The following is a 19,696-nucleotide window of genomic DNA, read 5'->3' as shown; positions in this document are numbered from 1 at the left end:
ATTACAGACCCAGGAAGTCCCGCTTCCCGATCGGCACGCCGTTGTGGCGCAGGATTGCGTACGCGGTAGTCACGTGGAAGAAGAAGTTTGGCAGCACGAAGCTCGTCAGGTAGTCGTCGCCGCGCTCGAAGTGGCGCGCGCGTTCGCCGGCGCCGTGGGTGATGGCGCGCTCGCCGGCCGCGTCGAAAGCCTCGCGCGGCAAGGTCTCGATGAAGCCCAGGGTCTTGGTGATGCGCTGCTGGAGTTCGGCAAAGCTCTGTTCATTGTCCTCGTAGCGCGGCACTTCCTGGCCGGCCAGGCGCGCGCTCGCGCCTTTCGCGAAATCGGTGGCGATCAGGACCTGGCCCACCAGCGGAAACATGTCCGGGTACAGGCGTGCCTGCAGCAGGGCGTTCGGATCGATCTTGTGCTGCTGGGCGTGCGCCTCGGCTTTTTCCAGCACCGCGCCCAATGCGCGCAGCATTTTCTGGAACACGGGGACCGATGCGGAATACATGGACAGGCTCATAGTTTCTCCTCTGAAAGATTCAATCATATCAAGTCTTGTCGCGTCCTGCCGACATCTGTACAGACAGCAACCCTGCTCCCTATGCAATTTGCTGACTCTTGGTCAGTGACCATGCATAATTGGACATGTCAATTGCCATAAGTTAATCCTGCCGCGCGGCGGGCCCAGGCCGAACCCCGATGTCCCAGCCCCGTTCTTCACTCAGCCATGCCCTTCGCGCCTTCCCCGCCCGGTTGCGCCAGCTGTATGGCCGTTCGATTTACGGCGCGCTGCTGCTGGTCGTGTTCGCCGGCCTGGCGCTGCCGGCGGCGGTCGGCGGCTACTTCCTGCTCGGGGTGCAGGAGCGCGAATCGACCGCCCACACCCTGAACGACGCGCTGCAGCGCAACGCCGACCTGCTCGCGCTGGGCATTTCGGAATCATTATGGGACATGAACCAGGAAGCGGCGCGCGCCCTGGTCGATTCCTTCATGCGCGACCCGGCCGTGGTGCACGTCGCGGTGCGCGACGTGTCGCAGAACGAAATCATCAACCGCCGCGCGCTGCTGCCGCCGGGCACGCGCGCCTACCGTGCCGAGCGCGACATCGCGGTGCGCGGCCAGAAGATCGGCCACGTGGCGATCGAGATGGGCGACTATGACTACCAGCAGGACCTGCGCGCCAAGCAGCGCAATTACGCCTTGGTGCTGGCGGTCCAGCTGGTGGTGTCGCTGCTCCTGATCGCGCTCCTGATCAAGCGCCGCCTGCTGTCGCCGCTGCGAACGCTCACCGGCTTCTCGGACCGGCTGGCGCGCGGCGACTTCGACACACCCCTGGCCTTGCCCGCCAGCGACGAGCTGGGGCGACTCGGCGGCCAGATGGAGCAAATGCGCATGGCGATCGGCCAGCTGTTCGCCGACATCGGCCGCCGCGAAGAGCAGTTCCGCACCATCGTGACCCAGGTGCCGGGCGCCGTCTTCCGCGCCCGTCCTGGCGGCCATATCGACTTCGTCAGCGACGCCATCGAGGATATCTCGGGCTACCCGGCCGAGCGCTTCATGCTGGCCACCACCGACGACTGGGCCGACATCATCCATCCGGAGGACCGCCGCATGCACCGCCATGTGGCGCGCGAAGCGCTGCTGGCCGGCAGCCCCTACGAAATCGAATACCGCATCGTCGACGCCGGCGGCATCGAGCGCTGGGTGCTGGAGATCGGCCAGCCGCAGGGCGAATTCGGCAGCGAGGAATTCCGCGTCGACGGCATCATCTACGACATCAGCGAACGCAAGCACGACGAGATGCGCATCGAGGCCCTGCTTACCGAACAGGGCGCGATCCTGGACAACGTCATGTTCGGGGTGCTGTTCGTGCGCGAGCGCCGCATCGTCTCGGCCAACCGCCGCGGCGAAGAATTGTTCGGCTACGCCGAGGGCGAGATGGTGGGCTGCTCGACCGAGATCCTGTTCCCGGGGCGCGCCGAGTACGAGCGCCTGTGGCTGGAAAAATACCCGAAGATCGCCAGCGGCCCGGACACCGGCGAGGAAATCCAGTTCCGCCGCCGCGACGGCAGCGTGTTCTGGCTGCTGGTGAGCGGCTGCGCGCTGGACGCGGCGCGCCCGAACGAGGGCAGCATCTGGGTGTTCGCCGACATCACCGAGCGCAAACTGGCCGAGGAAAAGCTGCGCCTGTCCGCCACGGTGCTCGAGCACATCGCCGACGGCGTCATGGTGCTCGACGTGGCCGGCCGGATCGTCGCCACCAACCCGGCCTTCACCCAGATCACCGGCTACACCGAGCGCGAAGCCCTCGGCCAGCAATCGAGCCTGACGCGCGCCAGCCGCCATGACGACGCGTTTTACCAGCAGCTGTGGGGCGACCTGGCCGCCACCGGCTTCTGGCGCGGCGAAACCTGGCAGACCCGCAAGAACGGCGAGGTCTACCTCGAGTGGCTCACCGCGTCGGCGGTGCGCAACGACGACGACGAGGTGACGCACTACGTCTGCGTGTTCAGCGACATCACCAAGGTCAAGGAATCGCAGGACAAGCTCGACCACCTGGCCCACCACGACCCGCTGACCGCACTGCCCAACCGCCTGCTGTTCCACGACCGCCTGCAGCACGCGATGGCGCGCGCCGGGCGCGAAGACCAGCAGCTGGCGGTGCTGTTCATCGACCTGGACCGCTTCAAGAACGTCAACGACACCCTCGGCCACCACGTCGGCGACGAGCTGCTCAAGCAGGTGGCGGGCGCCTTGGGCCGCTGCCTGCGCGAGGGCGACACGCTGGCGCGCCTGGGCGGCGACGAATTCATCGTGCTGCTGGAGGACATCGACGGCGCCTTCGGGGCGATCCAGGTGGCCGAGAAGCTCATGCACCTGTTCGAGCAGCCGCTCACCGTGGCCGGCCACGAACTGTTCGTCACCGGCAGCGTCGGCATCAGCCTGTTCCCGCAGGATGCGCAAGACCTGAACATGTTGGTGCGCAATGCCGACGTCGCGATGTACCAGGCCAAGGCGCGCGGCCGCAACGGCTACCAGTTCTATGCGCCCTCGATGAGCAGCGAAGGCGTCGAGCGCCTGCGCCTGGAGACCCTGCTGCGGCGCGCGATCGAGCGCAAGGAGATCTTCCTGCACTACCAGCCGCAGGTCGAGATCGACAACGGCCGCCTGCTCGGGGTCGAGGCCCTGGTGCGCTGGCACAGCCCGGAACTGGGCATGGTGCCGCCGGTGCGCTTCATCCCGGTGGCCGAAGACACGGGCTTCATCAGCCAGCTGGGCCAGTGGGTGCTGGCCGAGGCCTGCCGCCAGATGCGCGCCTGGGAAGAAGCCGGCCTGCACGTGCCGAAGATGGCGGTCAACCTGTCGCTGCGCCAGTTCGAGCGCGGCTCGATCGCGCCGACCGTGGCCGCGGCGCTGATCGACGCGGGCCTCGAGGCCGGCCGCCTGCAGCTGGAAGTGACCGAGTCCGTCATCATGAACACCAGCGACGCGCTGGAGCACATCAACGACCTGCGCGCAGTGGGCGTGGGCCTGGCGATCGACGACTTCGGCACCGGCTATTCCTCGCTGGCCTATCTGAGCCAGCTGCCGGTCCAGACCCTCAAGATCGACCGCAGCTTCATCCAGGACATCTCGACCGATGCCAATGACGAGGCGATCGCGGTGGCCATCATCCAGCTCGGCAAGAGCCTGGGCCTGGCGGTGGTGGCGGAAGGCGTGGAGAACGAGAAGCAGGCCGAGTTCCTGCTGCGCCACGGCTGCCGCCTGGCCCAGGGCTACCTCTACGGCCGGCCGGCGGCCCCAGGCGATATACTGGCGCACTGGGGACCCGAACAGGAACAAGACCACAATGAATCGAATGAGGCTGGTGCATCCGAAGCAAGCGAAGCCTGAAGAAGCGAGTCCGGCAAAGAGCGGCGTCTCGCGCCGCAATTTCCTGTTGGGAGGCGTGCTCGCCGGCGGCGCCCTGATGGTGGGCTGGGGCGTGCAACCGCCGCGCCAGCGCCTGCATACCGCCAACCCCCTCGCCCTCGACGGCGATGCCATGGCGCTGAACGGCTGGATCGCCATCGCGCCGGATGGCACGGTCTCGGTGGTGGTGCCGCGTAGCGAAATGGGGCAGGGCGTGCACACCGCGCTGCCGATGCTGGTGGCCGAGGAGCTCGACGTGCCGCTCGCCAGCGTACGCATCGCCCAGGCCCCGATCGACAAGATCTTCGCCAACCTCACCGTGCTGCGCGAGAACCTGCCCTTCCACCCCGACGACACCGGCAATACGCGCCAGGGCGCTCAGTGGCTGATGGCCAAGCTGGGGCGCGAACTGGGCATCATGTTCACCGGCGGCTCCACCAGCGTGAAGGATGCCTGGATGCCGATGCGCGAAGCGGGTGCGGTGGCGCGCGCCATGCTGCTCAAGGCCGCGGCCGAGCAGTGGAAACAGCCCGAGGCACGTCTGCGCACCGAGGACGGCTTCGTCGTGCACCCAGGCGGAAGCCGCATCGGCTACGGCGCGCTGGCCGCCGTGGCGGCGCGGGTCGGCGCCGGCATCGAGGCCGGCGACGTGCGCCTGAAGGAGCCGCGCGAGTTTCGCCTGATCGGCAAGCCCCTGGCGCGCCTCGACAGCCGTGCCAAGGTCGACGGCAGCGCCATGTTCGGCATCGACGCGCGGCCGCCCGGCATGCTCTACGCGGCCGTCAAGATGGCGCCCATGGTGGGCGCGATGCTGGTGGATTACGAGAAGGCGGCGGCGTCGCGGCCGGGCGTGATCAAGCTGGTGCAGACCCCCGGCCTGGGCGACGAATACAGCGGCATCGGCGCCGGCGTCGCCGTGCTGGCGACCAGCTGGTGGCAGGCCAGGGAGGCGCTCGAGGTCCTGCGGATCAGGTGGGTAGTCGAGACCACCGAAAAGCTCTCCACCGAGAGCGTGTTCGAGGAGTTCGCACGCGCGCTCGACGGCGAAAGCGGCTACGTGTACCACGAGACCGGGACCCAGGACGTGCGCGGCGCGGCCTTGACGGTGTCGGCCGAGTACCGCGCGCCCTTCCTGGCGCATGCGCCGATGGAACCGGTCAACTGCACCGCCCAGGTGGTGGACGGCAAGGTGCGCCTGTGGGCCTCGACCCAGGTGCCGAGCATCGCGGTGGACGTGGCCGCGCGCGTGGCCGGCGTCGACCGCGAAGACGTGAGCATCGAAGTGATGCTGCTGGGCGGCGGCTTCGGGCGCCGGCTCGAGGTCGACATGGTGTCGCAGGCGGTGGCGGTGGCGATGGCGGCGGACGGCCGCCCGGTGCAGCTGATCTGGACCCGCGAGCAGGACATCAAAAACGACGTCTACCGCCCGGCGGCGCTGGCGCGTTTTCGCGCCCACCTCGACGCCCAGGGGAACATCCTGGCCTGGGATAACAAATCGGCCGGCGGCGCCATCGGCCACCAGTACTTCCAGCGCAACCTCGGCTTGCCCGGCCTGGGGCCGGACAAGACCGCCGCCGAAGGCGAGTACGACATGCAGTATGCGATCGCCAACCAGCGCATCGCCCACGTGATCGTGGACAGCCCGGTACCGCTCGGGTACTGGCGCTCGGTCGGGCATTCGCATAATGCCTTCTTCAAGGAGGCGTTTCTGGACGAAGTGGCGCATGCGGCGAAACGCGACGGCGTGGAGTATCGCCGCGCGCTGCTCAAGGAGCACCCGCGCGCGCTGGCGGTGCTGGACGCCGCGATCGCGCGCGCCGGCCAGCCGGAAGCGGGGCGGGCGCACGGCGTGGCGCTGCACCGCTCCTTCGGCAGCACGGTGGCCCAGGTGGCCGAGGTGTCGGTCGAGGGCACGCAGATCCGCGTGCACCGGGTGGTATGCGCGATCGACTGCGGGCTGGTGGTGAACCCGAACATCGTGGCGCAGCAGGTGGAATCCGGGGTGCTGTTCGGCCTGTCGGCCGCGCTCTACGGCGAGATCACGCACAAGGGCGCGCGCGTGCAGCAGTCGAATTTCGGCGACTATCAGGTAGTGCGCATGAACGAGGCGCCGCACGTGGAGACCATCATCATGCCGAGCGCCGCCCACCCGGAAGGCGTGGGCGAGCCGGCCGTGCCGCCGGTCGCGCCGGCGGTGGCATCGGCCGTGTTCAAGCTCACCGGGCAGCGGCTGCGCAGCCTGCCCTTGCGATTGAGTTAAACCTCGAGCAGGACCCGCAGGTTGCAGTCGCGCTGCCAGGCGCGCCGCTCCTCGCTGGACGCGGCCAGGTGCGCCAGTTCGTCCGGCGTGGCGGCGGCCTGCGCCTGCACCAGACGGTCGGCAACTAGGCCGTCGGGCAGCATAGTGCCGAAGAAGGCGACGGTATCGCCGCGCTGCACCAGCAGGGTAGGGAAGTTGTCGACGTCGAGGTCGCCCACGACGTCGGCCTGGTCTTCGATATCGATCCAGACGAAGGTCTTGTCGGGGTGGCGCGTGGCCAGCTCTTCGAAGGTGGCGCGGTAGGACGAGCAGGTGCCGCACCAGGCGGCGCACAGGCAGGCGACGATCAGGGAGTCGCCTTGGATGGCGGCGCCGATGGCGGCGCGGTTGTCGGAATCCAGGGTCAGGCTTTGCATGAGCCGGATTGTACCGTGTGTTTCCGCCGCGTGTGCCATGCTACGCCGTGGCCGCGCCGCTGCCGAGCAGGTAAAATACCGGCATGTCCAAGATTCTCGCCATCGAAACCTCGTCCGAGCTCGCCTCCTGCGCGCTGCTGGACGGGGATCGCGTCATCGCCCGTTCCACTTCCGGCGTACGCACCCATTCGCAATCGGTCCTGCCCATGGTGCAGGAACTGCTGGGCGAAGCCGGCATCCGGCTCGCCGACTGCGACGCGATCGCCTTCGGCGCCGGTCCCGGCTCCTTCACCGGCGTGCGCACCGCCTGCGGCGTGGCCCAGGGCCTCGCCTTCGGCGCCGGCTTGCCGGTGCTGCCGCTGGTGACGCTCGAGGCGATGGCGGAAAGCTGCCGCGCACGCACGGGCGCTACCGAGGTGCTGGCGGTGCTGGATGCGCGCATGGGCGAGGTGTACTGGGCGCAGTATCGTTACGACGCCGCGCGCGGCGCCTGGATCGAGCTCGCCGCGCCGGCGCTGTGCGCGCCGCAAGACCTGGCGCCGCTGCCGGCCGAAGGCCTGGCCGCCTGCGGCAACGGCTTCTCGGCGTATCCGGAGGCGTTTGCCGGCAAGCCCTTCGCCGCAGGAGCCCTGGACGACATCCTGCCGCACGCGCGCGAACTGGCGCTGCTGGGCGCCCCGGCCCTGGCCGCCGGCCAGGCCGTGCCGGCTGCGCAGGCGCAGCCGGTCTACCTGCGCAACAAGGTCGCCTATACCAGCGCCGAGCGCCAGGCCATCAATGCCGCGAAGGGCGCCGCATGACGGTCATGCATGACGTCACGCGCCTGAGCTTTGCGCCGATGGGCCCTGCCGACGTGGACGAAGTGTACGCGCTCGAATGCAGCGTGTTCCCGCATCCCTGGAGCCGCGGCAATTTCAGCGATTCGCTGGCCAGCGGCTACGACGCCTGGACCGCGCGCGACGAGACCGGCGCGCTGGCCGGCTACTATCTCTTGATGTACGCGGTGGACGAGGCCCATCTGCTCGACGTCGCGGTGGCAGCCGGCCGCCAGCGCCAGGGCCTGGGGCGCCACCTGCTGGACCGCATTGGCGAGCGCGCCCGCGAGCAGGGGATGGCCTCGATCCTGCTGGAAGTGCGCCCGTCCAACGAGCGCGCGCTGGACGTCTACCGCCGCTACGGCTACCGTGAGATCGGCCGCCGCAAGGCGTATTATCCGGCCCACGGCGGGCAGCGCGAGGACGCCATCGTGATGAGGATCGACCTGTGAACAGACTGAGTGAGCGCGACGCGGCCTTCCTGGCCGAGATGGGCATCGGCCCGCTCTGGAGCCTGCGTAGCCAGCCGCAGCCCGAGCCGCTTGCCGAGGCCGAGCCCATGCCGGAAACCGTCGTCGCCGAAGCTGCGCCGCAAGCCGCGCCGCAGCCCCTGGCCCCGCCGCCGATGCCGCGCCAGGTTGCGGAAGCGCCGGTGCGTCCCGCGTGGACGCCGCCCGCGCGCGAAGACAGCGCCTGGGGCGATGCGGCCGAACGCGAGCGCGTCGACGTCTCCACCTTGGACTGGCCGTCCCTGCGCCAGGCCATCGCCAGTTGCAAGCACTGCAGCGCCTGCAGCGAAGGCCGTCAACCGGTGATGGGCAGCGGCGCACGCCAGGCGCGCTGGCTGGTCGCCGCCGGCACCGCCAGCGCGCTGGATGAAAAGGCGGGCCAGCCGCTGACCGGCGATCCGGGCAAGCTGCTCGACAATATGCTGGCGGCGGTCGGCATGTCGCGCGAGAGCGATGTGTACGTCACTACCCTGGTCAAGTGCCGTCCTGCGAATGCAAACGGCGGCGACCGCGCGCCTACTGTTGAAGAAGCGGCGGCCTGCCGTCCCTTCCTGGAGCGCGAACGCGAACTGACGGGCGCCGGCCTGGTGCTGACCCTGGGCCAGGTCGCGGCCAACGGCCTGCTCGGCAAGCCGCTGGCCGAACCATTGGCGGGCACGCGCGGTGCGACCCACGCGCTGGGCGAGGTGCCGCTGGTGGCGACACTGCATCCGGGCGAACTGCTGCGCCGCGGCGGCGACAAGGCGCTGGCCTGGGCCGACCTGTGCCGGGCGCGAGCCACAAGTGGACACGCCGGCTGAGAGCTACCAGCAAGGCTTTCACCGCCGCTGGGGCCACCTGCGGCGCGCGCGGGTACGGGCGCTGGCCTGGCTGCTCGACGCACCCGACCTGCTCGATGCCGATGATCCCCAGTGGGCCGGCCGCATCGCGACGCTCGGGCCGGTAACGCCGGAGGTCGCCGACTGGCTCAAACGCCTCGACTTCGACCCCGCACCGCTCGACGCTGCCCTCGGCGGCAAGATCTACACCCGCCTCGGCCTGTATGCCGAAAAACTCCTGGCCTTCTATTTCCAGGAGCACGGCCGGCTGGTCGCGCACGGCCTGCAGGTGCGTGCCAGTCCCAACGACACCATCGGCGAGTTCGATTTCCTATTGGAGGACGGCCCGATTGCTGTCGAGCACATCGAGTTCGCCACCAAGTTCTATCTGCTGGACGGGGAGGGCGGGCAGCAATTCGACGCCCTGGTCGGCCCCAACCTGGCCGACAGCCTGGGCCTCAAGATGCGCAAGGTCTTCGAGCGCCAGCTCAGCCTGGGCGCGCATCCGGCCGCCCAAAGCCTGCTGCCGCGTCCTGTGTCGAAGGCGCGGGCGCTGGTCAAAGGCTGGCTGTTTTATCCCTCCGGCAGCTGGCCCGAGATGCGCGGCATCGCCGCCGGCCACTGCCGCGGTTTCTGGTGCGCGCTGGACGAGATCGACACCTTGGCGGGGGAAGACTTCCTGATGCTGCCGCGCCTGCAGTGGCTGGCGCCGTTCCGCGCCGCTTCCGCCACCTGGATCCTGACCCGCGCCCAGCTGCACGCCGAGCTGTCGGCCCAGTTCGAGACTTCGTCGACACCGGTGCTGGTGTCCAGTGTGCGCTACGTGCCGGGGCAGATGATCGAGGAGATCGAGCGCGGCTTCATCGTGCCGAACGACTGGCGCGAACGGGCGGCCGCACGGCGGATGGTCAAGGCGGTGTGATACGTATCACACGAGCTTTGTGGCTCTGTGATACGTAGAATGAATCAGTGTTTTTCTTCGCCGATCAGCGCCAGCGAGTCGTGCTCGCGCTGGTTGGCCGCGTGGCGGCGTCCGATGAAGAACATGAGGGCGGCCAGCGACATGCCGAACACGACGATGATGATGTCCAGGTCCAGGTTCAGCGTGATCATGATCGCGTACAGCGCCAGCATGGTCAGGATCGACAGGTTTTCGTTGAAATTCTGGACCGCGATCGAATGGCCAGCGCTCATCAATACGTGGCCGCGGTGCTGCAGCAGGGCGTTCATCGGCACCACGAAGAAGCCTGCCAGGAAGCCGATCAGGGCCAGCAGCGGGAAGGCCAGGGTCACCGAGGTCACGAAAATCATGATGCAGACCACCAGGCCCATGACGATCCCGAGCGGGATCACGGTCAGCGACTTGCGCAGCGGGATGATACGCGCCGCCATCGCCGCGCCCAGGGCCACGCCGATCGCGAACACGCCGATCAGGTTGCTGGCCTTGTCGAGCGGCATGTGCAGCGAGCGCTCGGCCCACTCCAGCACGATGAACTGCAGGGTCGCGCCGGCGCCCCAGAACAGGGTGGTCACGGCCAGCGAAATCTGGCCCAGCTTGTCACGCCACAGGGTGGCCGAGCAGTTGGCGAAATCGGAGATCAGCTTGGCCGGGTTGCGCTCCTGGTGCTCGTAGCGGGCGCCGGTGTCCGGGATGCGCAGGTTGAATACGGAGGCCAGCACGTAGATCACGACCACCACGCCCATCGCCGCATGGGCGCCGGTATCGATGCCCGGCACGCCCAGGCTGAGGAGGAAGGCAGAGCCGCGTTCGCCCGCCAGGGTCCCGCCCAGTACGGTGCCGAGGATGATCGACATCACCGTCAGGCCCTCGATCCAGCCGTTGGCGGGGACGAGCTTCTCGGGCGGCAGCAGTTCGGTCAGGATGCCGTACTTGGCAGGGGAATAGACGGCCGCGCCGAAACCGACGACGGCATAGGCCATGAGCGGATGCACGCCGAAGAACATCAGGGCGCAGCCCGAAATCTTGATCAGGTTCGCAATGAACATCACGCGGCCCTTGGGCAGCGAATCGGCGAACGCGCCCACGAAGGCGGCCAGTAGCACGTAGAAGAGGACGAATGACAGCTTCAGCAGGGGTGTCAGCGAAGCCGGGGCGTTCATCGACGTCAGCAGACCGATCGCAACAAAGAGAAGCGCATTGTCCGCCAGCGACGAGAAGAACTGCGCCGCCATGATGGTATAAAAGCCACGATTCATTCGAAAAGAGTAAAAACTGGTTCGAGTTGCTTTATACCATGAATGCCCCTCCCACCAAAAGAAAACCCGCCATGTCAAAAGCGTGGCTGCGCCCGCTCCGGTAAAATAGACCCTTTCCGTCAAAGCCGGTTTTTGCCATGCCACGCCCGCTTTCCGCCACCATCCACCTCGATTCGATGCAGCATAATTTGTCGCAGGCCCGCTCGTGCGCGCCGCTGGCGAAGATCTGGGCCGTGGTCAAGGCCAACGCCTATGGCCATGGCCTGGAGCGCGGCATGCGCGGCTTCGCCCAGGCCGACGGCCTGGCCCTGGTCGAGACCGAGAACGCGCTGCGCCTGCGCGAAGCGGGCTGGATCAAGCCGATCCTGCTGCTGGAGGGCTTCTTCGACGCGTCCGACGTGCCGCTGCTGGCCGAGCACAATATCAACAGCGCGGTGCACAATATCGAGCAGGTGAAGATGCTGGAATACACCCAGCTGTACCGCCCGATCGACGTGCACCTGAAGATGAATACCGGGATGAACCGCCTAGGCTTCACGCCGGACGAGTATGCGGCCGCCTTCAAGCGCCTGCGCGCGATTCCGGGAGTGCGCAACATCACCCACATGACCCATTTTGCCAACGCCGACGAACTGGAGCACCCGCGCCTGACCATCGCCGAGCAGGTGCGCCGCTTCCAGTACGGCGCAGGCGACTTGCCGGGCGAGCGCAGCCTGTCGAATTCCGGCGGCGTGCTGCACCAGGCGGAGCTGGGCGGGCTGCTCTCGAACGACTGGGTCCGCCCCGGCGTCATGCTCTACGGCGGCACCCCGGGCGGGCGCTCGGCGGCGGACTATGGCCTGCGCCCGACCATGACCCTGCGTTCGGAAATCATCGGCATCCAGCAGCTCGAGCCAGGGGACACGGTCGGCTATGGCAGCCGTTTCGAAGCGCCGGGGCCGATGACGGTCGGGGTGGTGGCCTGCGGTTATGCCGACGGCTACCCGCGCCACGCGCCGCACGGCACGCCGGTCATCGTCGACGGCGTGCGGTCGACGCTCGTGGGCCGGGTCTCGATGGACATGATGACGGTCGACCTGACGCCGATCCGTAATGCGCGCATCGGCAGCAAGGTGACCTTGTGGGGCGATGGCCTGCCGATCGACGAGGTGGCCCAGGCCGCCGGCACGATCGGCTATGAATTGATGTGCGCGCTCGCCCCGCGGGTGCGCGTGACTGAAGGAAGAATGGGAAGCGATGGCTAAGGCACGAACCTCTTTTGTCTGCAGCGAGTGTGGCGCGGTCGCCAGCCGCTGGTCCGGCCAGTGCCCGGATTGCAAGGCCTGGAACACGATGGTCGAGACTGTGGCCGACACCCCTGGCGTGAACCGCATGTCCCAGACCCAGCACAAGAGCCTGGCGCAGACCGCGCCGGTCCTGTCGCTGAAGGACATCGACGCGCTCGACGTGCCGCGCTTCGGCACCGGCATCGAGGAATTCGACCGCGTGCTGGGCGGCGGCCTGGTGGCGGGCGGCGTGGTGCTGATCGGCGGCGACCCTGGCATCGGCAAGTCGACCCTGCTGCTGCAGGCGCTGGCCAACCTGGCCGCCACCCGCAACACCCTGTACGTGAGCGGCGAGGAATCCGGCGCCCAGATCGCGCTGCGCGCGCGCCGGCTCTCGGTCGATTCGGCCGAGCTGAAACTGCAGGCCGAGATCCAGCTCGAAAAAATCCTCGGCACCCTGGCTGACCTCAAGCCCGAAGTGGCGGTGATCGATTCGATCCAGACCCTGTATTCGGATGCGCTCACCTCGGCGCCGGGCTCGGTGGCCCAGGTGCGCGAATGCGCGGCCCAGCTGACCCGCGTGGCCAAGCAGACCGGGGTGACCATCATCCTGGTCGGCCACGTCACGAAAGAGGGCGCGCTGGCCGGCCCGCGCGTGCTCGAGCACATCGTCGACACCGTGCTCTACTTCGAGGGCGATACCCAGTCGAGCTTCCGCCTGGTGCGGGCGATCAAGAACCGCTTCGGCGCCGTCAACGAGCTGGGCGTGTTCGCCATGACGGAGAAGGGCCTGAAAGGGGTGTCGAACCCATCGGCCCTGTTCCTGTCGCAGCACGACAGCCAGGTGCCGGGTTCCTGCGTGATGGTGACCCAGGAGGGCACGCGGCCGCTGCTGGTCGAGATCCAGGCCCTGGTCGACGCTAGCCACTTGCCGAACGCGCGCCGGCTGTCGGTCGGCCTGGAACAGAACCGCCTGGCGATGCTGCTGGCGGTGCTGCACCGCCACGCCGGCATCGCGGCTTTCGACCAGGACGTGTTCATCAACGCGGTGGGCGGGGTGAAGATCACCGAACCGGCAGCCGACCTGGCCGTCCTGCTGGCGATTAACTCCTCGATGCGCAACAAGCCGCTGCCGCGCGGGCTGGTGGTGTTCGGCGAAGTCGGCCTGGCCGGCGAGATCCGTCCGGCGCCGCGCGGCCAGGAGCGCCTGCGCGAGGCCGCCAAGCTCGGCTTCTCGGTCGCCGTGATCCCGAAGGCCAACGTGCCGAAGCAGAAAATCGAGGGCATGACCATCGTGGCGGTGGAGCGCATCGACGAAGCGTTCACCAAGCTGCGCGAACTGGACTGAATGCGTGATTGAACTCTTATAATGCCGCCTGGCTCATCAGTTACTTAATGGTTTAACGTGTTTACAGAACAAAGAAAATCCGAACGCAAGGTCTTGCGCGTGCGTGCACGCGTCGCCGCGGAAGGCGAGGCACCGGTCAGCGGCCGTACCAGCGACCTCGGCGCCAACGGCGTCAGCATCAACCTGGCCGATCCGCTGCTGGTCGGGCAGACCTGCCAGGTCAGCTTCGACCTGCTGGTCGACGGCAAGCAGGTCCCGATCAGCGCGCGCGCCAAGGCGCTGTATTGCATCTTCAGCAGCGGCGAATTCAAGGTCGGCTTCCAGTTCCTGAACCTGGAACTGGCGGCGATGACGGCGGTGGCGCGCTTCCTGCGCTGAACCTTCTCCGTCGCTCCGGCGGCACCAATGCAAAACGGCGAGCGCCCTCTGGGCCTCGCCGTTTTGTCGCTTTATGACATGGTCCGGAGCTCCGGACCGACACTATTCGTGATAGTGATCGTACAACCCATCTCGGCTACCCTGCACTTCCTGCCAGATCTCGAAGGCGACGAGTCCTGCCAGGCCGCTGAGTATCGCAAACACCATGACACTCCACATACAGTCGAACGCTTTTCAGCATCCCCTCCCTATGAAAACGACACTTCCAGATTAGCAGAGGGCGCCGTATTTACAAGGGGTGAGTGGGGCGGGGCTGTGAATATTTTTGCATCGGTCCGGGCCGCTTTGATGCCGAACGCCGCACGGGCGGCGAAGCGCGTGCCATGGGCGCGCGAACTGCGTCAATATACCGCCGCCGCGCCGAATTATTACATCTGTCATGAACTTGTCATATTCGGCCAGTAGACTTCGCAGCGTCAATGAAACGGGACCGTGTCCCGGGCCTCTTAAAGGATCCATCATGCGCGTGAAGCACCTGTTCGTCTCCATCGCCATCGCCGGCCTCGCCGCCAGCGCGCAGGCCGCCACCATCACCGGCGCCGGCGCCACTTTCCCGTATCCGGTGTACGCCAAGTGGGCCGAGCTGTACCAGAAGGCCTCGGGCACCGGCCTGAACTACCAGTCGGTGGGCTCGGGCGCGGGCATCAAGCAGATCAAGGCGAAAACCGTCGACTTCGGCGCTTCGGACATGCCGCTGCCGGCTGCTGAGCTGAACGCCGCCGGCCTGTTCCAGTTCCCGGCCATCATGGGCGGCGTGGTGCCGATCGTGAACCTGCCGGGCACCGCCCCGGGTCAGATCAAGCTGACCGGCGCCGTCGTGGCCGACATCTACCTGGGCAAGATCACCAAGTGGAACGCGCCGCAGATCGCCGCGCTGAACCCGGGCGTCAAGCTCCCGGCGGACGACATCACCGTGGTGCGCCGCGCCGACAGCTCGGGCACTTCCTTCCTCTGGACCGACTACCTGTCGCAGGTCAGCCCGGAATTCAAATCGAAGATCGGCGCCGGCACCGCGGTGAAGTGGGCGGTCGGCGTGGGTGGCAAGGGCAACGAAGGCGTGGCCGCCAACGTGCAGCGCATCAAGGGCGCGATCGGCTACGTCGAGTGGGCCTACGCCAAGAAGAACCGCATGCAGCACACCCAGCTGCAGAACAAGGACGGCGTCTTCCTGCAGCCGGACGACGAAGCCTTCAAGGCGGCAGCGAGCGGCGCCAACTGGACCGGCACGCCGGGCTTCGCGGTGGTGCTGACCAACCAGCCGGGCAAGGCCAGCTGGCCGATCACCGGCGTGTCCTACATCCTGATGCACAAGAGCCAGGCTGACGCCGCAAAAGGCAAGGAAGTGCTGAAGTTCTTCGACTGGGCCTACAAGAACGGCGACCCGGCCGCCGTCGAACTGGACTACGTGCCGATGCCGGACACGGTCACCAAGCTGGTGCAGGATGCCTGGCGCGCCAACCTGAAGGACGCCGCCGGCAAGGCGCTCTGGTAAGACCTCGACAGCACAGGATGGGCCGCTCTGGCGGCCCATCCGTTTGCCAGAAAGATTGACGAAAAATTATGAGCGTACAACCCTCCGTTGCGCTGGACGCCCAGGCCGAACAGGCCGAAGTCGACGCCCGCCAGTGGGCCGCCCTGCGCAATACCATGCGTAACCAGCGGATCCAGGACTTCTTCTTCCACAAGATCACGCTGCTGTTCGCGGCATCGGTGCTGCTGGTCCTGATCGGCATCATCGTCTCGCTGGCGATCGGCGCGGCGCCGGCCCTGAAGGAATTCGGCGCCGCCTTCATCACCCGCGTGGAATGGGATCCGGTGGGCGACCAGTTCGGCGCCATGATCGCGATCTGGGGCACGCTCGCCACCTCCATCATCGCGCTCGCGGTGGCCTTCCCGATCAGCTTCGGCATCGCCCTGTTCCTGACCGAGATCTGCCCGGTGTGGCTGCGCCGCCCGATGGGCACCGCGGTCGAGCTGCTGGCAGGCGTCCCCTCGATCATCTACGGCATGTGGGGCCTGTTCGTGTTCGCGCCCCTGTTCGCCGACCACGTGCAGCCGCTGCTGAAATCGACCATCGGCCAGCTGCCGGTGATCGGCCAGCTGTTCCAGGGTCCGACCATGGGCATCGGCATCCTCACCGCGGGCCTGATCCTGGCAGTGATGATCATTCCCTTCATCGCCTCGGTGATGCGCGACGTGTTCGAGATCGTGCCGACCGTACTGAAGGAATCCGCGTATGGCCTCGGCTGCACCAAGTGGGAAGTGGTGCGCAAGGTGGTGCTGCCTTATACCCGCAACGGCGTGGTGGGGGGCGTCATGCTGGGCCTGGGCCGCGCCCTGGGCGAAACCATGGCGGTGACCTTCGTGATCGGTAACGCCCACGACCTGTCCTGGTCGCTGTTCTCGGCCGGTAACTCGATCTCCTCGACCCTGGCCAACGAATTCGCCGAAGCCGCGTCGCCCCTGCACGTGTCCTCGCTGTTCGCGCTGGCGCTGATCCTGTTCGCCATCACCTTCATCGTGCTGTCGGCAGCCAAACTGATGCTGGTCGGGATGTCCCGTAAAGAAGGTAGCAAGTGATGAACACCACCGTGAAGAACCCCGTCTACCGCAAGCGCCTGCTGGCGCACCGCGTCGGCATCGCGCTGTCGGTGCTGGCCATGGGCATCGGCCTGGCCTTCCTGGCCTGGATCCTGGCGACCCTCCTGATCAACGGCCTCGGCGCCGTCTCCGGCGCGCTGTTCTCGGCCGATACTCCGGCGCCCGGCAGCGCAGGCGGCGGGCTGCGCAACGCCATCCTGGGGAGCCTGATGATGGTCGGCCTGTCGACCCTGGTCAGCACCCCGGTCGGCATCCTGGCCGGCATTTACCTGGCCGAGTACGGCGAGAACAACCGCTTCGCCCAGGTGACGCGTTTTGTGACCGACATCATGCTGTCGGCCCCGTCGATCGTGATCGGCCTGTTCGTGTACGCGCTCTACGTCGCCAAGGTGCAGCACTTCTCTGGCTATGCCGGTTCGATCGCGCTGTCCCTGATCGCGATTCCGGTGGTGGTGCGCACCACCGACAACATGCTGCGCCTGGTGCCCAACAGCCTGCTGGAAGCCGCCTACGCCCTCGGTGCGCCGCACTGGAAGGTGGCGATGACGGTGCGCCTGCGCGCCGTGAAGGCCGGCGTCGTCACCGGCGTGCTGCTGGCGGTGGCGCGCGTGTCGGGAGAGACCGCGCCGCTGCTGTTCACCGCGCTGAACAACCAGTTCTTCAGCAGCGACATGAACGCCCCGATGGCCAACCTGCCGGTGGTGATCTACCAGTTCGCCATGAGCCCTTACGACGACTGGCGCTCGCTGGCCTGGGGCGGGGCGCTGCTGGTCACCTTTACCGTGCTGTTCCTGAACATCGTGTCGCGCACCATGTTCAGCCAGAAGACTCCGCGTTAATCCATTCCTTATCAAGCGATGAACCACACCATGCACAACCAGGCGCCGACCGCCGCCAAAGCCAAGACGATCGAGATCTCGGGCCTGAATTTCTTCTACGGGAAGACGCAGAGCCTGAAGAACGTCTCGCTCGATATCCACGACAAGCAGGTGACGGCCTTCATCGGCCCGTCGGGCTGCGGCAAGTCGACCCTGCTGCGCACCCTGAACCGCATGTACGACCTGTACCCGGGGCAGCGCGCGGAAGGCTCCATCATGTACCGCGGCCGTAACATCCTCGAGCCGGGCGTCGACGTCAACATGCTGCGTGCGAAGGTCGGCATGGTGTTCCAGAAGCCGACTCCGTTCCCGATGTCCATCTACGACAACATCGCCTTCGGCGTGCGCCTGTATGAGAACCTGTCGAAGGGCGAGATGGACGAGCGCGTGGAGTGGGCCCTCAAGAAGGCGGCGCTGTGGGAAGAAGCCAAGGACAAGCTGAATAAGAGCGGCCTGTCGCTGTCCGGCGGCCAGCAGCAGCGCCTGTGCATCGCGCGCGGCGTGGCGGTGAAGCCCGACGTGCTGCTGCTGGACGAGCCGACGTCGGCACTGGACCCGATCTCCACCGCCAAGATCGAAGAACTGATCAGCGAGCTGAAACAGGACTATACGATTACCATCGTGACCCACAACATGCAGCAGGCGGCCCGCTGTTCCGACTACACTGCCTACATGTACCTTGGCGAGCTGGTGGAATTCGGCGAGACCGACCAGATCTTCATGAATCCGGGCCGTAAAGAAACCCAGGATTACATCACCGGTCGTTTTGGTTGATGGGACCTCGGGCCCTGTGACGATAACAATACAATAGCAAAGTATTAGGAGAGTTTTTATGACTGGCGAGCATTCATCCAAGCAGTATGACCAGGAGCTGGAAGCGATTCGTTCCAAGGTCCTGCTGATGGGCGGCATGGTGGAAACCGCATTCGACGAAGCGCTCGAATGCTTCCGCGTGGACGACGCGGCGCGCGCCGACCGCGTGATGGCCGACGACCAGGCGGTCAACCAGCTCGAGGTGCAGCTCGACGACGCCTGCAGCCACCTGATCGTGCGCCGCCAGCCCACCGCGAACGACCTGCGCACCGTGATGGCGACCATCAAGGTCATCACCGACCTGGAACGCATCGGCGACGAGGCCTCCAAGATCGCCCGCACCGCCAAGGGCCTGCACGCGCGCGGCAGCACCCCGTTCGCCCACTACGACATGGTGCGCACCATCGCGCGCGCTACCTCGGACCTGCTGCACAACGCCCTGGACGCCTTTGCCCGCCTGGACGGCAAGCAGGCGCTGGAACTGATCGCGGCCGACGAAGTGGTCGACCACGAATTCCGCACCATCCTGCGCAACCTGATCACCTTCATGATGGAAGACCCGCGCACGATCTCCTCCGCACTGGATACGCTGTGGGTGGCCAAGGCGATCGAGCGCATCGGCGACCACGCCAAGAACATCGCCGAATACGTGATCTACGTGGTCGAAGGCCGCGACATCCGCCACAGCAAGCCGGTGGTCACCGAACAGGCGGCGCAGTAAGCATGGCGGACCTCACGAGCGTCCTGGTAGTCGAAGACGAGCCCGCGATCGTCGAACTGGTGAAGTATTCGCTGCGCGAAGCAGGTTGGGATATCCGCACCGCCGATACGGTCGCAAACGCCTGGGACAGCATCACGCGAGGCAAGCCCGACCTGGTGCTGCTGGACTGGATGCTGCCCGACCAGAGCGGCCTGCGCCTGCTGTCGCGCCTGCGCGGCGACCGCGACTTCCAGGAGATCCCGGTGATCATGCTGACCGCGAAGAGCATGGAAGAAGACAAGATCGCCGGCCTGAACACGGGCGCCGACGACTACGTCACCAAGCCGTTCTCGCCGCGCGAACTGCTGGCGCGTTCGCGCGCGCTGCTGCGCCGTAAAAGTCCGCACCTGGCCGAAGCGCCGCTGCGCGCCGGCAGCGTGGTGCTGGACCCGAACAGCTGCACGGTGTCGGTCGAGAACCAGCAGATCGAGATCGGCAATGCCGAATACAAGCTGCTGAAGTTCCTGATGGCGCACCGCGAACGCGTGTTCTCGCGCGCCCAGTTGCTCGACAAGGTGTGGGGCGACCACGCCGTGATCGAGGAACGCACGGTGGACGTGCACGTGCTGCGGCTGCGCAAGGCATTGAAAAGCGCCGATGGCCTGATCCGCACGGTGCGCAGCGTCGGCTACATGCTGTCCGAGAAGTGAACCGATGC

The 19,696-nt window shown here is 66.8% G+C and carries 19 protein-coding genes; 16 read left to right on the top strand and 3 right to left on the bottom strand.

All coding sequences use genetic code 11. The features are described 5' to 3' along the window. Position 1: 1 nt before the first annotated feature. The gene (locus tag GV068_RS00535; RefSeq protein ID WP_159695499.1) at positions 2-508 is read right to left on the bottom strand and encodes a DUF1993 family protein; all 507 of its coding nucleotides are present in this window, start codon (positions 506-508) and stop codon (positions 2-4) included. A gap of 179 nt (positions 509-687) precedes the next feature. On the opposite strand from GV068_RS00535, the gene GV068_RS00530 reads away from it, so the two are divergent. Further along, entirely contained in the window at positions 688-3,882 is a 3,195-nt protein-coding gene (locus tag GV068_RS00530) for an EAL domain-containing protein (RefSeq protein WP_159695498.1), read from the top strand. After that, positions 3,848-6,160 (top strand): molybdopterin cofactor-binding domain-containing protein, encoded by a 2,313-nt coding sequence (locus GV068_RS00525; RefSeq protein ID WP_373888432.1) that lies wholly within the window; start codon positions 3,848-3,850, stop codon positions 6,158-6,160. Before GV068_RS00530 ends, GV068_RS00525 begins: the two co-directional genes overlap by 35 nt. Here the strand turns inward: GV068_RS00525 and GV068_RS00520 are convergent. Then, positions 6,157-6,576, bottom strand: a complete 420-nt coding sequence (locus GV068_RS00520) for a thioredoxin family protein (protein ID WP_159695496.1) — start codon at positions 6,574-6,576, stop codon at positions 6,157-6,159. The genes GV068_RS00525 and GV068_RS00520 overlap by 4 nt on opposite strands. 83 nt (positions 6,577-6,659) lie before the next feature. Here GV068_RS00520 and tsaB point away from each other — a divergent pair, with 83 nt between their 5' ends. The 4 genes from tsaB to GV068_RS00500 are packed head-to-tail and all read left to right on the top strand — an operon-like array spanning position 6,660 to position 9,640. Further along, positions 6,660-7,376: a tRNA (adenosine(37)-N6)-threonylcarbamoyltransferase complex dimerization subunit type 1 TsaB gene (tsaB, locus tag GV068_RS00515; protein WP_159695495.1), complete on the top strand. Its 717-nt coding sequence runs from the start codon at positions 6,660-6,662 to the stop codon at positions 7,374-7,376. Then, the gene (gene rimI / locus GV068_RS00510; RefSeq protein WP_159695494.1) at positions 7,373-7,843 is read left to right on the top strand and encodes a ribosomal protein S18-alanine N-acetyltransferase; all 471 of its coding nucleotides are present in this window, start codon (positions 7,373-7,375) and stop codon (positions 7,841-7,843) included. Before tsaB ends, rimI begins: the two co-directional genes overlap by 4 nt. Further along, positions 7,840-8,700, top strand: coding sequence for a uracil-DNA glycosylase family protein (locus GV068_RS00505; RefSeq protein WP_159695493.1), 861 nt, complete (start codon positions 7,840-7,842; stop codon positions 8,698-8,700). Before rimI ends, GV068_RS00505 begins: the two co-directional genes overlap by 4 nt. Further along, complete coding sequence (locus GV068_RS00500) at positions 8,684-9,640, top strand: DUF1853 family protein (protein ID WP_159695492.1); 957 nt, start codon at positions 8,684-8,686, stop codon at positions 9,638-9,640. Before GV068_RS00505 ends, GV068_RS00500 begins: the two co-directional genes overlap by 17 nt. A 44-nt stretch (positions 9,641-9,684) precedes the next feature. Here GV068_RS00500 and lplT read toward each other — a convergent pair whose 3' ends face one another. Beyond that, entirely contained in the window at positions 9,685-10,935 is a 1,251-nt protein-coding gene (gene lplT / locus GV068_RS00495) for a lysophospholipid transporter LplT (RefSeq protein WP_159695491.1), read from the bottom strand. A gap of 137 nt (positions 10,936-11,072) precedes the next feature. Here lplT and alr point away from each other — a divergent pair, with 137 nt between their 5' ends. The 10 genes from alr to GV068_RS00445 all read left to right on the top strand — a co-directional run bounded on the left by alr (position 11,073) and on the right by GV068_RS00445 (position 19,688). Next, positions 11,073-12,179 (top strand): alanine racemase, encoded by a 1,107-nt coding sequence (alr, locus tag GV068_RS00490; RefSeq protein WP_159695490.1) that lies wholly within the window; start codon positions 11,073-11,075, stop codon positions 12,177-12,179. After that, complete coding sequence (gene radA / locus GV068_RS00485; protein ID WP_159695489.1) at positions 12,172-13,548, top strand: DNA repair protein RadA; 1,377 nt, start codon at positions 12,172-12,174, stop codon at positions 13,546-13,548. The genes alr and radA overlap by 8 nt, the downstream gene beginning before the upstream one ends. Before the next feature lie 57 nt (positions 13,549-13,605). Beyond that, entirely contained in the window at positions 13,606-13,926 is a 321-nt protein-coding gene (locus GV068_RS00480; protein WP_159695488.1) for a PilZ domain-containing protein, read from the top strand. Between the two features lie 27 nt (positions 13,927-13,953). Then, positions 13,954-14,391 carry a hypothetical protein gene (locus GV068_RS00475; protein WP_159695487.1) on the top strand — a complete coding sequence of 146 codons (438 nt, stop codon included), beginning with the start codon at positions 13,954-13,956 and terminating at the stop codon, positions 14,389-14,391. Between the two features lie 55 nt (positions 14,392-14,446). Then, positions 14,447-15,478 carry a phosphate ABC transporter substrate-binding protein PstS gene (gene pstS / locus GV068_RS00470; RefSeq protein ID WP_159695486.1) on the top strand — a complete coding sequence of 344 codons (1,032 nt, stop codon included), beginning with the start codon at positions 14,447-14,449 and terminating at the stop codon, positions 15,476-15,478. Between the two features lie 68 nt (positions 15,479-15,546). Beyond that, the gene (gene pstC, locus GV068_RS00465) at positions 15,547-16,566 is read left to right on the top strand and encodes a phosphate ABC transporter permease subunit PstC (RefSeq protein ID WP_159695485.1); all 1,020 of its coding nucleotides are present in this window, start codon (positions 15,547-15,549) and stop codon (positions 16,564-16,566) included. Then, complete coding sequence (gene pstA, locus GV068_RS00460; RefSeq protein ID WP_159704382.1) at positions 16,566-17,426, top strand: phosphate ABC transporter permease PstA; 861 nt, start codon at positions 16,566-16,568, stop codon at positions 17,424-17,426. Before pstC ends, pstA begins: the two co-directional genes overlap by 1 nt. Before the next feature lie 18 nt (positions 17,427-17,444). Next, a complete protein-coding gene (gene pstB / locus GV068_RS00455) occupies positions 17,445-18,239 on the top strand; it encodes a phosphate ABC transporter ATP-binding protein PstB (protein ID WP_159695484.1) in 795 nt (264 codons plus the stop codon). A gap of 58 nt (positions 18,240-18,297) precedes the next feature. Beyond that, the gene (phoU, locus tag GV068_RS00450; protein WP_159695483.1) at positions 18,298-18,999 is read left to right on the top strand and encodes a phosphate signaling complex protein PhoU; all 702 of its coding nucleotides are present in this window, start codon (positions 18,298-18,300) and stop codon (positions 18,997-18,999) included. Positions 19,000-19,001: 2 nt separating this feature from the next. Then, complete coding sequence (locus tag GV068_RS00445) at positions 19,002-19,688, top strand: response regulator (protein ID WP_159695482.1); 687 nt, start codon at positions 19,002-19,004, stop codon at positions 19,686-19,688. Positions 19,689-19,696: the final 8 nt, after the last annotated feature.

The organism is Massilia sp. 9I, from assembly GCF_902506415.1.
Lineage (GTDB): Bacteria > Pseudomonadota > Gammaproteobacteria > Burkholderiales > Burkholderiaceae_D > Telluria.
This window is presented reverse-complemented; position numbering and strand designations above follow the sequence as displayed.

What these genes read in the sequence shown, in the direction of transcription:
- GV068_RS00530 (WP_159695498.1), top strand. Translation starts at nt 688, where the DNA reads ATGTCCCAGCCCCGTTCTTCACTCAGCCATGCCCTTCGCGCCTTCCCC.
- GV068_RS00525 (WP_373888432.1), top strand. Translation starts at nt 3,848, where the DNA reads ATGAGGCTGGTGCATCCGAAGCAAGCGAAGCCTGAAGAAGCGAGTCCG.
- phoU (WP_159695483.1), top strand. Translation starts at nt 18,298, where the DNA reads ATGACTGGCGAGCATTCATCCAAGCAGTATGACCAGGAGCTGGAAGCG.
- tsaB (WP_159695495.1), top strand. Translation starts at nt 6,660, where the DNA reads ATGTCCAAGATTCTCGCCATCGAAACCTCGTCCGAGCTCGCCTCCTGC.
- GV068_RS00520 (WP_159695496.1), bottom strand. Translation starts at nt 6,576, where the DNA reads ATGCAAAGCCTGACCCTGGATTCCGACAACCGCGCCGCCATCGGCGCC.
- GV068_RS00445 (WP_159695482.1), top strand. Translation starts at nt 19,002, where the DNA reads ATGGCGGACCTCACGAGCGTCCTGGTAGTCGAAGACGAGCCCGCGATC.
- pstB (WP_159695484.1), top strand. Translation starts at nt 17,445, where the DNA reads ATGAACCACACCATGCACAACCAGGCGCCGACCGCCGCCAAAGCCAAG.
- lplT (WP_159695491.1), bottom strand. Translation starts at nt 10,935, where the DNA reads ATGAATCGTGGCTTTTATACCATCATGGCGGCGCAGTTCTTCTCGTCG.
- pstC (WP_159695485.1), top strand. Translation starts at nt 15,547, where the DNA reads ATGAGCGTACAACCCTCCGTTGCGCTGGACGCCCAGGCCGAACAGGCC.
- alr (WP_159695490.1), top strand. Translation starts at nt 11,073, where the DNA reads ATGCCACGCCCGCTTTCCGCCACCATCCACCTCGATTCGATGCAGCAT.
- GV068_RS00535 (WP_159695499.1), bottom strand. Translation starts at nt 508, where the DNA reads ATGAGCCTGTCCATGTATTCCGCATCGGTCCCCGTGTTCCAGAAAATG.
- rimI (WP_159695494.1), top strand. Translation starts at nt 7,373, where the DNA reads ATGACGGTCATGCATGACGTCACGCGCCTGAGCTTTGCGCCGATGGGC.
- radA (WP_159695489.1), top strand. Translation starts at nt 12,172, where the DNA reads ATGGCTAAGGCACGAACCTCTTTTGTCTGCAGCGAGTGTGGCGCGGTC.
- pstA (WP_159704382.1), top strand. Translation starts at nt 16,566, where the DNA reads ATGAACACCACCGTGAAGAACCCCGTCTACCGCAAGCGCCTGCTGGCG.
- GV068_RS00475 (WP_159695487.1), top strand. Translation starts at nt 13,954, where the DNA reads ATGCAAAACGGCGAGCGCCCTCTGGGCCTCGCCGTTTTGTCGCTTTAT.
- pstS (WP_159695486.1), top strand. Translation starts at nt 14,447, where the DNA reads ATGCGCGTGAAGCACCTGTTCGTCTCCATCGCCATCGCCGGCCTCGCC.